This window comes from Ruegeria sp. AF3, assembly GCF_056536285.1.
Window position 1 is genome coordinate 493,919 of the sequence record NZ_JBQFJM010000001.1, and the last position, 12,203, is coordinate 506,121.

Here is a 12,203-nt window from a genome sequence, read left to right on the forward strand (position 1 = left end):
TGCTCCGATTTGCCGGCGAAAATTGTATCAATCGCGTGAAATCTAAGGGGTCGCAATTCTCAACTGACAGGTTTATGTCAGTTGCTATCCGTTAGGGATTTGGCATCGAAACAAGGTCAATGGAGAATTAAATGACCCACGTTGCTGAAATCGTCACCTTCACCCTGGCCAATGGCACCACGCCGGAAGAGTTCGTGAAACTCAGTCAGGCCTCTGAGGCCTTTGTGCGCAGCGCGCCGGGATTTGCCCATCGGCAGCTTAGCCAGGGCGAAGATGGTCGCTGGACCGATTATGTTGTCTGGACCGATTTGAAGGCGGCACAGGACGCAGCCGCACAGTTTCCTCAACAGGAATGTGCAGCAGGCATGATGGCGGTCATCAATCCGGATAGCATCCAGATGCGACACGAGAAAGTACTATGGAACATGACTGCCTAAACGCGGTCAGAACGGCGTGTCATGCGCCGCACTGACCGCCTGTTCGGTATCATCCAGATCCTGCGCGACGGAAAACTGCACCGCGCGCAGGACATTGCGGACCGGCTTGAGGTGTCGGTTCGCACCATCTATCGCGACATGGATACGCTTGTTGCCTCGGGCGTTCCGGTCGAGGGCGAGCGCGGTGTCGGCTACATGGTGCGCGAGCAGATCACCCTGCCCCCATTGAACCTGACCACAGCCGAGCTTGAGGCGCTGAATCTTGGCATGGCCATCGTGGCCGAGGCCGCGGATACTGACCTGAAGGCTGCCGCACAATCGCTTGCCGACAAGATCGACGCTGTTCTACCAACGCAGGTCCTGGCCGAGGCGGACAGCTGGAAATTCGCGGTCTACCCATTTGCCGATGCCGCAAGGGGCCTTGCCCATATGGCCCCGATCCGTGCAGCCATCAAATCACGTCAGAAACTTCACCTGTCCTATCGCCGCATTGACGGCGTTTTGACCGAACGCACCATCCGCCCGCTCCATATGGAATACTGGGGGCGGGTCTGGACCCTTACCGCCTGGTGCGAGTTGCGCAACGGATTTCGTGTTTTTCGCATCGACCTGATCGAAGCAGTTTCACCCCTTCCGGAAATCTTCGCCGACGAACCCGGAAAACGCCTGAGCGACTATGACCCGTACGCCTGACAGGCTTCATCTTTTCAGAAATACTCTCGCCGAAGGCAGGCCCGGTACGGGCCATCCTGCCTCACTTCAGATAGGGTTCCGGGTCCACGGACTCGAACCCTTTGCGGACTTCGAAATGCACATAGGCATCGTCGCCGCCCCGCAATTGCGCCAGCTTCTGGCCACGGCGTACCTTATCGCCTTTCTTGACAGTGATCTTGTCGACATTTGCATAGACAGTCAGAAGATCGTTGTTGTGCTTGACCACAATGATCGGCACCTGATCCGCGTCCGCGGTGATCGCCGCGACCGTACCGGCTTCGGCAGCTGTGACCGACGTACCCGGAGCGGCAGCGATGTCGATGCCCTCATTCTTGCCCTTGTCATAGCCGCGAATGATAGTGCCGCCAACCGGCAGGGACAGCGCCGATGTGCGCGTATTGGTTGGCGCTTCGGCGGTCACGTCGGGCGCCTCGGCCAATGGCTCAACTTTCTCGTCCGGCAAGGGCTGCGTCGCGCTGGGTGGCGTCGGCGTCGGTGATCCCTGTCCCGGTTCCGTCACCTCCGTGGCGGGAACGGGCGCGGCACCAGCCGCATTTTGCCGGGGCGCGGGCTGATTCTTAACCGGAATCAACAAGTATTGACTTTCACGCACGGTAAAATCTGATCCCAACCCGTTCCATTCCGCCAGAGATTCAACCGGCACCTGGTAGAGGCGCGAGATTGTATAGGCCGTCTCACCCCGCTTGACCTTGTGCCTGACCGGCTCCGGCCCAGTTGAAATCGGCGCAGGCGTTGATGCCGGTATCGCGGATTCCAGGGTTGTGGTCTGAACCGAACCCGACGCCGGCACTTGGTCAATTGCAGACCCGGCGACCGACGCGATGTCCACGCTGCTTCCAGCACCGACAGTGCGTGGCAGGGCAAGAACCTCACCCTCTCTCAGCGTGTCCGTTGTCTGAAGGCCGTTGAAGCGCGAAAGCTCGCCCTCGGGCAGGCCAACCCGCGCGGCCACGTCCCGCACCGTATCGCCGCGGCGCGCCACGACCACCTGATAATTCGGATAGGTAATGACGCCCCGGCTGTCCGGTGTCGGGCGGGATGCCGTCGCGGATTGCGCTGCATTGGTGGTTGAAAATCCACCGATCTGCCCACGAAGGTCATAATCCAGAGGTCCCTCGCACCCGGCCAAAATGGCCAGAGCGGCCACCCCGGTCGCACAGCGGCGCATTGCTGATTTGGATACTGCTCTCATAATTCTGTCCTCAACGCCTGCCCCTGTTGCCCGGAGTTCCGGCGACCAATTCTTTAAGCCTATTACGCCTCATCCTTTCCAAGCCCTTCCAGAAGGGGCACGAAACGGACCGACGTTAATTCGTCATAGTCCAGACCATTTTCGGTGCGCGTTACTTTGATCAACTGCTGCACCGCGTCCGACTGGCCCACGGGTAGAACCATAATACCCCCGATTTTCAGCTGCGCCAAGAGCGGGCCCGGAGGATCCTCAGCCGCGGCTGTGACAATGATCCGGTCAAAAGGGGCTTGTTCCGGCAGGCCAAATGACCCGTCAGACAACATCGAAGTAATATTCATCAGGCCCAGATCGGCAAACAGCTTGCTTGTTTCGCTCACCAACCGCCTGTGGCGTTCCACTGTGTAGACCCGGCGGGCCAGTTTGGACAGGATCGCCGCCTGATAACCTGAACCTGTCCCAATCTCGAGCACCGTGTCCCGTGGTCCAACGTTCAGGGCCTGCGTCATCAGACCAACGACCGAGGGTTGACTGATCGTCTGACCGCAGGAAATCGGCAACGGCATGTCCTCGTAAGCGCGCCCTGCGAACAGGCCGGTGACAAAGCGACCGCGGTCCACCTGCTCCATCGCAGCCAGCACGCGCGCATCCGTGACCCCCCGTTTGCGCAGGGCAAACAGGAATTGCATTACGGTTTCAGGGTCCAGTCCGCTCATTCGACCGCCTTCAATGCCTCCAGCATGTCATGCGCAGTCAGGTCAGCGCGCATCGGCGTGACCGAGATATAGCCTTCCAGATTGACGGCCGCATCCGTTCCGGGTGCGGTCGGATTGTGTTGATAGCCACCCTTGATCCACAGGAACCGTCGCCCCGAAGGCGAACTGTGCGGTTCGACCGAAAAACGCGTGTCGCGCCGAAACCCCTGCGCCGCAATCCGCGTGCCCAGAACATCGTCTGCCGGAACCGGTGGGAAATTCACGTTGTAGAACAGCCGGTAATCATCTTGTTCTGCCGGAGTTGCGTCCAGAATCCGGCGCACCAGATCTGCACCATACCGGGCGGCTGCCTCAAACGGGTCGTCAAGGCCCAGGTTGCGGGGGCCAAAATATTGCGACAGGGCAATCGCTGGGACGCCCTGCAATGCCGCTTCCATCGCGCCGCCGATCGTACCGGAATACAACGTGTTTTCAGCCGAGTTATTGCCCCTGTTCACGCCCGATAGAACAAGATCGGGAGGGGTATCCAACATAACGTCGTGAAGCCCTGCCAAAACACAATCCGCAGGTGAACCTTCGGCTGCAAAGCGCCGCTCGCCCAGCTTGGCGACCATCATCGGGTGGGTATAGCTGATGCAATGTCCGACCCCGGACTGTTCAAACGCGGGTGCGACCACCCAGACCTCTCCATCCGGTCCGGCCAGTTCAGCTGCAATCGCCTCAAGCGTGATCAAGCCCGGGGCATTGATCCCGTCGTCATTGGTCAGAAGAATTCGCATGTGCCCGATTTACCCCCGCGTTTGGCTCTTGATAGACCCGGGCCTGCGTTGCGGCAAGCGACGCGGCCCCGCAATCTGAGGTTTTCGCGCACCACTCGGGTGGAAATCGATGGATCAGCGCCTTGTTTCGGGGAAAACGAAGCACTTGTCGCGGCGGATGGTCAGCCACATCACCCGGCCCGGACTGGGCACAAACACGTTTGGAACCGTAGCCCTGAGGATCGAGCCATCATAGTCCATGCGAAACTCTACCAGGCTTTCATTTCCCAGAAATCGCGCGCGTTCGACGACACCACGGGCCGCAACACCGTCTGTTGGTGTCGGCAATGGCCCCTTGCCGTTGCGGTCAAAGTCCAGCTTGATGTGCTGAGGGCGAAAGACGATCTCGACATCCGTACCATTCGGAATGCCCGGTGCCAGGAACTGACCAAAGGGCGTATCCGCCAATGCGCCATTCACTTGCGCCCGCAAAACGTTGACATCACTGAAAAATGCCACCGCCGCCTTATCCGCGGGACGCGTATAGACGTTATAGGGCGCGCCCTGTTGCACGATCTTGCCACGCCGCATCAGGGCGATCTCGTCGGCCATGCGCATCGCTTCTTCCGGCTCGTGCGTGACCAGCAGTACAGCGGCATCTTCTTCCTTGAGAATGGCCAGCGTTTCGTCACGGATACCATCACGTAAACGGTTATCGAGGCCCGAAAAGGGCTCGTCCATCAGCATGATGCGCGGGCGCGGCGCCAGGGCACGCGCCAACGCCACGCGTTGTTGCTCGCCACCCGATAGTTGATGCGGAAAACCATCGATGAATCGCATCAGGTCGACCTTCTGCAACAACTCCTCGACCCGGGCGCGTTTTTCGTCCTTGCTGCCCTTCAGACCAAAGGCCACATTTTTAGCCACACTCAGATGCGGGAACAGCGCAAAGTCTTGAAACATCAGACCGATCTCGCGCCGTTCCGGAGGCACCCGGAAGACGGTGTCGCAGATCAGCTTGCCATCAACATAAATCTCACCCGAGTCCTGCATTTCGACCCCGGCGATCATGCGCAACGTGGTGGATTTCCCGCAGCCCGACGGCCCCAGCAGACAGGTCACCTTGCCTGCCTGAACGGTCAGTGAAACATCATCCACAACAACCCGGCCTTCAAACCGACGGATAATGTTGCGAATTTCCAGACGCGGTGGAATTGCGTTACCTGTCACCGATGGACCCCGTTACCTTTCCCGATCAAATCCATCGGGCTTGAGCGGGGATAGCAACCCCGCCCCTCAGGTGCAAGGGATCAGCAACACCCGCCAGAAGCGACAGATGCACCCATGGCTTCAAACGGGCTTTCGCCACCACAGCCTTTGAAAATGCCATAATGGGTCGAAAAATCGCCGATAAAGTCAAAATGACGGGCAAATCGCGTATCTTTCAGCATCATCCAGGTATTGCCGCAAACCGGAAACACTTTGCCGGCTTCTAAAACGTGGTGGTCATCCAGACCAAATTCATGCGGTGCGTTTGGCACGGTTCCCTTATAGATCACGGCTTGCCCATAATCTTCACAAGCCGGTTCCAATGCAGGTAGTTTGAACAGACGGTATGTCGCGGACAGGAACTTCAACGGCGCAACACGCTCTTCCAGTACGGGATTTTCGATCGTCAGCGGACGATGTGTCACGCGGCGCGGGTCGCCGAAACCGGCCGTTCGAGCCATTGACAGGAAATCATTCCAATAAAGCGCGCCGGACAGGCACTCGCCATAAAGAACTTCGTCTTCGGCCATCGCCTGCGGAATACGGCGGTCGGCATAGACATCCGAGAAATACATCTCGCCGCCCTCTTTCAACAACCTGTGTGCGCCGCGCAGAACCGCATTCTTATCTGTGGCCAGGTTGATGACACAGTTCGAGACGATGATATCGAACGATCCGGGTTCCAGATCAAGCTCATCCAGTTTCTCGATATAGCCGTGATGGAATTCCACATTGCTGCGGGCATATCCAAATGCCTCGGCGTGATAATCCTGATGCGCGCGGGCGACGTCCAGTTGTTCGGGCGTCATGTCGACACCCACTACCCGGCCCGTCTTACCGACCATGACGGACAAGGCATATACATCCCGCCCGGCCCCACACCCCAGATCTAGGATCGACGTGCCTTCAAGGTCAAGTGGGGCAATCAGACCGCAGCCATAGTAGCGAGTCAGAACGTCGTCATGAATCTTTGAAAGGATCTTTTTGACATGGTCGGGCATGTCGTCAGGCGTGCAGCACGCATTGGTCTGCAAGTCAGCACTGCTTTGCAGGACTTCACCATAATAGTTCTGCACCGATTCATGTTTCATCGCGCTTTTCCCTCGCAAATGGTCATGTACGAGCTAATGCAGCCGCCGGGGGTTCGCAATCCGGGGAAGGCGTTTTTGACGAAAGCGTGAGCGGTCCCGCGCGGTTTTACCCAAGCAGGTCGAAGTCCACGCCTGCACGAATTTTGCCATTTACCTGAACCTCCAGCCGGTGCGCGCCGGGAACCAACTTGAACGTTGTTGCATCACCCTTCAACTTGTGGCGTTTTTCCAGCGTCAGTTTCCCGTTCTTCAAAGCCGCCTGCTTCAACTTGTGCACCTTGGCTGAGATTTTCCCGCCAGGTCTTTGAAAATGAATGATATAGTCAACCAGAACTGGCAGCTCTCCGACCCCTTTCAAAGCGACGGAAAAGGCCAGAGCGTCACCAATCTGAGCTTCCGAATTAAGGTTGACCGCGACCTCGATGTCCGCGTCCGGGTCATAGCCTAACATCTTCATTGCTTCGGGATGCCCCGCTTTCACAAGCCCGCGCAGGGTGTGTGACGTCATCCAGTCCAGTTCGTCCTGAGTCTGATGACCCTGGTTGCGCCACGCCTTCAGACGATCCAATACCAGATCCGGGTCTTTCTTGGTGATGTCATTCAGGTGATTGGATACGGACCGGGTGACATATCGCGTCGCATCTATGTGCAAATTGTCCAGCAACGGCAGCGGGTCCTGCAAACCCAATCCAACCGCCTGCCCCCATGGCAATCGGGGGCGCGTGCCTTCGCTGACCAACCTGCGCACATGGTAACTGTCATGAGAGCACCAGTCCTGCATCCGCCGCAATACCCGGTCCGGGTCGTGGTTAAGGAACGGTCGGATTGCCCATTCCATGGAAAACCTCTGTGTCAGTTCCTCCATCACGTCCAATGCCAGATCGGTATGCTCAAGTCCTATGGTCGCCACCCACTCACCGACCGGCGCAAAGATGAAATCGCCAAAGTCGTCATCCGTCTTCGTCGGGTCCAAAGGTGCAGGCAAGGCACGCAGGATCGTCGGGGCAACAGCAGGCAAATCACCGGGTACCGCCTGTTGCAGGCATGTGGCGATCCAGATGATCCGATCCTTCAGCTCTAACTCCAGCAATCGCGACATGACCGCAGATCGGAATGCCGGGGCATCAAATTCTGCATGAGAATCGGAAAACAAACCGCTGAGATAATTTACTTTCTCAGCGTTGAACATCTGATCTTTCAACGAAAACCCTTGTGCCATGGTCACATCGTCAAATTGGTTGCGCCACCATCCAGTAGAATGTTCTGACCAACGATGAACCCCGCATGATGAGAGCACAGGAACGCGCAGGCAGCCCCGAATTCCTGCCGTGTTCCATAGCGTCGCGCGGGAATGGTTGCCGAACGGTTTGCGCGTGCGTCTTCGATCGAGATGCCTTGCTGGGAAGCCACGCCGCTGTCCAGCGCATCCGCACGATCCGTAGCGTGAATGCCGGGCAGCAGGTTGTTGATGGTCACGCCATGCGGTGCAACCTGGCGTGAAGTTCCTGCGACATATCCGGTCAAACCCGTGCGGGCTGCATTCGAAAGCCCCAGCACCGCAATTGGCGCGCGCACGGATTGTGAGGTGACGTTCACCACCCGCCCCCAACCTTTGTCCATCATTCCGGGAAGCAGCGCTTTCATGAACGCAATGGGGGTCAACATATTGGCATCCAGCGCCTTGATGAAATCATCACGCTCCCAATCCGCCCATAACCCCGGCGGCGGTCCACCGGCATTTGTCACAAGAATATCAACGCCCTGCGCCGCTTCGATCACCTTCGCCTGCCCTTCCGCAGTCGTCACGTCACAAGCGACTGTTTGTACCTCGACGCCATGCTCTGACCTGAGGCGTGCCGCCTCGCTCTCCAAAGCGTCCGAACCACGCGCATTCATCACAAGATTTACGCCAGCCTCAGCCAAAGCCTCGGCACAGCCCAAACCCAGCCCTTTGCTACTGGCACAGACCAGCGCGCGCTTTCCTTTTATACCAAGATCCATCGGATCCTCCCTGTCAGTCATTGCCGCATGTCTAGCATCGGCCAGACAGGGAAGACCAGAAATGGCTTGGGATCAGTAGAAGAACTCTTCCCGCACGATCTTGCCATCTGCGACGTGATAGACACCCACTTCACGCATATCGAAGGCTTCGCCGGTTTCCTTTACCTTGCCCTGCACTTCGAAAATCACCGCAAAACGGTCTTCGCCGTGTACAAACGGATCGCTGACCGAAGCGCCCGAAACCTCGTGGGCGCCTTCCCACCATTCATGTTTGCCTCGGATCGCATCACGCCCCTGTATTTCGCGCCCCATGCCTGAGTAATCGACCGCTTCAACAGAAACTGCGTCTGACGCATACAATTTCTCAAGATTTTCCTTGGCGCGGTCCTCGCGGCAGCCGGCCACCAACTCGTTGGCAATCTCTTTCAAATCCATTGGTCTTCTCCACAATTTGTTCACTATATGTTCTTATTGCCACAAGCCTATGATTCGAACCAGCCCCTTTGTCTTGCTTCGGCAGGATTCCCCGCCTATACGCGCGGTCATGCTTGATACCTCGAACCAACCTACCCTGCCGCCCGAGATTGCCCGTCGCCGGACATTCGCCATCATCTCGCACCCGGATGCGGGCAAGACGACGCTGACGGAAAAGTTCCTGCTTTACGGGGGAGCCATTCAGATGGCTGGTCAGGTGCGCGCCAAGGGCGAGGCACGGCGGACACGCTCGGACTTCATGCAGATGGAGAAGGATCGCGGCATCTCGGTCTCGGCCTCGGCAATGTCCTTCGATTACGGGAACTTCCGGTTCAATCTGGTGGACACGCCCGGCCACAGCGATTTCTCGGAAGATACCTACCGCACACTGACGGCCGTGGATGCGGCCGTGATGGTGATCGACGGCGCGAAGGGTGTCGAAAGCCAGACGCAAAAATTGTTCGAGGTCTGCCGCCTGCGCGATCTGCCGATCCTGACATTTTGTAACAAGATGGACCGAGAAAGCCGCGATACGTTCGAGATCATCGACGAAATTCAGGAGATGCTGGCCATCGACGTCTCCCCCGCCGCGTGGCCGATTGGCGTGGGTCGCGATTTTATCGGCTGTTACGACATGCTGCGTGACCGGCTGGAGCTGATGGACCGCGCCGACCGTAACAAGGTGGCTGAGAGCATTGAAATTAACGGGCTTGATGACCCGAAACTGTCGGAACATGTTCCTGCGCATCTGCTGGATAAGCTGCTGGAAGAGGTTGAGATGGCGCGCGAGTTGCTGCCCGCGCTGAACCCACAGGCGGTGCTTGAAGGGCATATGACCCCGATCTGGTTCGGCTCGGCCATCAACTCGTTCGGCGTCAAGGAACTGATGGAAGGCATCGGCGCATATGGCCCACAACCGCAGGTGCAATCAGCCGAACCCCGCCAGATCTCGCCGGATGAAAAAAAGGTCGCGGGCTTTGTTTTCAAAGTGCAGGCCAATATGGACCCCAAGCATCGCGACCGGGTGGCATTTGTCCGCATGGCATCAGGCCATTTCAAACGCGGCATGAAACTGACCCATGTGCGGTCGAAGAAACCGATGGCGATTTCAAACCCAGTGCTGTTTCTGGCCTCTGACCGGGAACTGGCTGAAGAGGCCTGGGCCGGAGATATCATCGGCATTCCCAACCACGGCCAGCTGCGCATCGGTGACACGCTGACCGAGGGTGAGGCGCTGCGCGTCACCGGCATCCCCTCTTTCGCACCGGAACTGCTGCAAGGCGTCCGTGCGGGTGACCCGATGAAGGCCAAGCATCTGGAAAAGGCCCTGATGCAGTTTGCCGAAGAAGGCGCGGCAAAGGTGTTCAAACCTTCAATTGGGTCAGGCTTTATCGTGGGTGTCGTCGGCGCGCTGCAATTCGAGGTGCTCGCCAGCCGGATCGAGATGGAATACGGCTTGCCTGTGCGTTTCGAGGCGTCTCAGTTCACCTCGGCCCGCTGGGTCAGCGGTGACAAGGCCGAGGTCGAAAAGTTTGTGAATGCAAACAAGCAGCACATCGCGCACGACCATGACGGCGACATTGTCTATCTGACCCGGCTGCAATGGGACATCGACCGGGTGGTTCGGGACTATCCCGCCCTGAATCTGACCGCCACCAAAGAGATGATGGTGTGATCCAACTGACTGATTGCACAGCCGAGTCAGCCTGTGCAATTCTGCGCGCATGAACAAGGATGAACTGACTTTCCCCGGCGGTCTTCCAGACATGCTGGACAGGTATGAAAACCGGCGCAGCCCGTTTCAGTTCGGCACCACCTCTTTGCCTGACCTTGACATTGACCTTATTGAACTGGCCGGTCGAACATTGCCCGAAAGTGCGACTGTGCCCCCGCCGAAGCCCAGTACAAGTTGGGATCGCAAGCGTGCTCAGATTGCGCGGGAATTTGTCGGAAACTCGGAACTTGCCTTCCTGAATGCCCAGTTGATCTCGAACCTGCGAAAGCGGTCCTTCCCGCGTCACGCCCCGCTTCTGTTTTGTCGCCTTTGGGACGAACAGTCGGACCACCTTCTGTCCACGCTTGATTTGCGATGGCTGGTCTCGTCGGTTCAGACCTTTGCGGACCACGGTCAAACTGCAACTCAGCGCGAGGTTGGTCACGCTTTGCGCATGTTGTTCGGCATGATGAAGCTATATGAGTTCGAAAGGCGCTTTTCGGGGCTGACCCCGGAAACACCGTTTCAACACCAGAATTTGAGAAGTGTCCCGCTGCCCTATCAGATGAAAGCGTTTTCCCTTGGAAGTGGCGGACTGGATGTCAATCTGATTGCTCCGGTCTGGACCAAGGCCCTATGTGATACCACCATCGCGCCGCTGGTCGATCACTTGATGACCGAGCTCAACAGAGATCCCGGCGGTATCTTTCGGCGCCTGAAACGCATGCGCGAAGTGCGCGCGCAGCGCACATGACCACATGGGGTGTCGTGTCGATGGTCAGGGGCCCGACCGAAGATGTCCTTCGGTTCGTGGCCCATCACCTCGATCTGGGCGCCGAGACCATCTATATCTATCTGGATGAGCCGAACCAGCGCACGTTCGAGGCGCTGAAGGCACATCCCGGTGTTTGCGTACAGGTTTGCGATGACGCCTATTGGCAAAAGCTAAAACGCACGCGACCGGAAAAGCACCAGGTTCGCCAATCGGTCAACGCGACATACACCTATCGCGACACGCACCTAGATTGGCTGGCCCATATCGATGTTGACGAGTTTCTGTGGTCGCCGACCCCAATCTCGGATGTGTTGCGCGATATCCCGGACAAGGTTCACGCCGCCCGTGTCCGCCCAATCGAGGCGCTGGCAGGCGGTGAAGACCTGTACAAGGCTCATGTGCCACAAAGCCCGGCCCGTACAGAGTTGATTGAGATGCTTTATCCCAACTATGGGGCTTTCGTCCTTGGCGGGTTCCTCAGCCATGTACAGGGCAAGTTGTTTGTGCGCACGGGATTGAAACGTCTGAGTTTTCGTATCCACAACCTGTTTCAGAACGGGAAATTGCGGCCGTGCAATTACGAGCTTGCACAGGTCGATCTATGCCACCGCCACGCGCCGGACTGGGATCACTGGATCGCACACTATCCGTTCCGCATGGATCGCGGCTCGTATCAGGCTGGTATGGCTCCGAATGCCCCGCGCGAGATGGGCGGGCTGAACAAGAATGAATTGCTCAGCTGGATTGAAAGCGAACACGGCGAGGATGGGCTGCGCGCGTTCTTCAACGAGATGAGCGGCGCTGACCCAGAAGTCCGCGCCCGGCTGGAGCAGAATGGGCTGATCCGCCACCGCGCATTGAATCTGGGCGGGAAACTGGCGAAACACTTTCCCGGAAGCTGCTGAATTGTTGCGCAAAACTCGAACCTGTTTCAATCGAACCAAGATGCTGCGGTCTTCATTTGACCCCGACCCACGTATTTGTTATGTCCGCGTCCAAGCCGATATGCCGCATCACGGGCATGGCCATCCGGGCCCGGCACAT

General features: G+C 57.9%; 13 protein-coding genes. 5 read left to right on the top strand and 8 right to left on the bottom strand.

Going from position 1 to position 12,203, the window contains the following annotated elements:
- Window positions 1-131 precede the first annotated feature (131 nt).
- Both ACR3FC_RS02425 and ACR3FC_RS02430 read left to right on the top strand, forming a co-directional pair.
- Window positions 132-437 carry a hypothetical protein gene (locus ACR3FC_RS02425; protein ID WP_209503726.1) on the top strand — a complete coding sequence of 102 codons (306 nt, stop codon included), beginning with the start codon at window positions 132-134 and terminating at the stop codon, window positions 435-437.
- Window positions 438-458: 21 nt separating this feature from the next.
- Complete coding sequence (locus ACR3FC_RS02430) at window positions 459-1,130, top strand: helix-turn-helix transcriptional regulator (RefSeq protein WP_480473144.1); 672 nt, start codon at window positions 459-461, stop codon at window positions 1,128-1,130.
- A 61-nt stretch (window positions 1,131-1,191) separates the two neighbouring features.
- Here ACR3FC_RS02430 and ACR3FC_RS02435 read toward each other — a convergent pair whose 3' ends face one another.
- The 8 genes from ACR3FC_RS02435 to ACR3FC_RS02470 all read right to left on the bottom strand — a co-directional run bounded on the left by ACR3FC_RS02435 (window position 1,192) and on the right by ACR3FC_RS02470 (window position 8,631).
- The gene (locus ACR3FC_RS02435) at window positions 1,192-2,364 is read right to left on the bottom strand and encodes a peptidoglycan DD-metalloendopeptidase family protein (protein ID WP_480473146.1); all 1,173 of its coding nucleotides are present in this window, start codon (window positions 2,362-2,364) and stop codon (window positions 1,192-1,194) included.
- Between the two features lie 62 nt (window positions 2,365-2,426).
- On the bottom strand, window positions 2,427-3,077 hold the full coding sequence (locus tag ACR3FC_RS02440; RefSeq protein ID WP_480473148.1) for a protein-L-isoaspartate(D-aspartate) O-methyltransferase: 651 nt from the start codon (window positions 3,075-3,077) through the stop codon (window positions 2,427-2,429).
- Window positions 3,074-3,856 (bottom strand): 5'/3'-nucleotidase SurE, encoded by a 783-nt coding sequence (surE, locus tag ACR3FC_RS02445; RefSeq protein ID WP_480473150.1) that lies wholly within the window; start codon window positions 3,854-3,856, stop codon window positions 3,074-3,076. The genes ACR3FC_RS02440 and surE overlap by 4 nt, the downstream gene beginning before the upstream one ends.
- A gap of 114 nt (window positions 3,857-3,970) precedes the next feature.
- Window positions 3,971-5,038 (bottom strand): ABC transporter ATP-binding protein, encoded by a 1,068-nt coding sequence (locus ACR3FC_RS02450; protein ID WP_480476757.1) that lies wholly within the window; start codon window positions 5,036-5,038, stop codon window positions 3,971-3,973.
- Window positions 5,039-5,145: 107 nt separating this feature from the next.
- Window positions 5,146-6,195, bottom strand: a complete 1,050-nt coding sequence (locus ACR3FC_RS02455; protein ID WP_480473152.1) for a methyltransferase domain-containing protein — start codon at window positions 6,193-6,195, stop codon at window positions 5,146-5,148.
- A gap of 106 nt (window positions 6,196-6,301) precedes the next feature.
- A complete protein-coding gene (locus tag ACR3FC_RS02460; RefSeq protein WP_480476759.1) occupies window positions 6,302-7,414 on the bottom strand; it encodes a hypothetical protein in 1,113 nt (370 codons plus the stop codon).
- 2 nt (window positions 7,415-7,416) lie between these two features.
- Entirely contained in the window at window positions 7,417-8,196 is a 780-nt protein-coding gene (locus ACR3FC_RS02465) for an SDR family oxidoreductase (RefSeq protein ID WP_480476761.1), read from the bottom strand.
- Window positions 8,197-8,268: 72 nt separating this feature from the next.
- Window positions 8,269-8,631, bottom strand: coding sequence for a nuclear transport factor 2 family protein (locus ACR3FC_RS02470; protein WP_267366520.1), 363 nt, complete (start codon window positions 8,629-8,631; stop codon window positions 8,269-8,271).
- Between the two features lie 109 nt (window positions 8,632-8,740).
- On the opposite strand from ACR3FC_RS02470, the gene ACR3FC_RS02475 reads away from it, so the two are divergent.
- Genes ACR3FC_RS02475 through ACR3FC_RS02485 form a run of 3 tightly spaced genes read left to right on the top strand, consistent with a single transcriptional unit; the run spans window position 8,741 to window position 12,064 of the window.
- Entirely contained in the window at window positions 8,741-10,345 is a 1,605-nt protein-coding gene (locus ACR3FC_RS02475) for a peptide chain release factor 3 (protein WP_480473154.1), read from the top strand.
- 49 nt (window positions 10,346-10,394) lie between these two features.
- Window positions 10,395-11,138, top strand: a complete 744-nt coding sequence (locus ACR3FC_RS02480) for a hypothetical protein (RefSeq protein ID WP_480473156.1) — start codon at window positions 10,395-10,397, stop codon at window positions 11,136-11,138.
- Entirely contained in the window at window positions 11,135-12,064 is a 930-nt protein-coding gene (locus tag ACR3FC_RS02485) for a glycosyltransferase family 2 protein (RefSeq protein ID WP_480473158.1), read from the top strand. The genes ACR3FC_RS02480 and ACR3FC_RS02485 overlap by 4 nt, the downstream gene beginning before the upstream one ends.
- Window positions 12,065-12,203 lie beyond the last annotated feature (139 nt).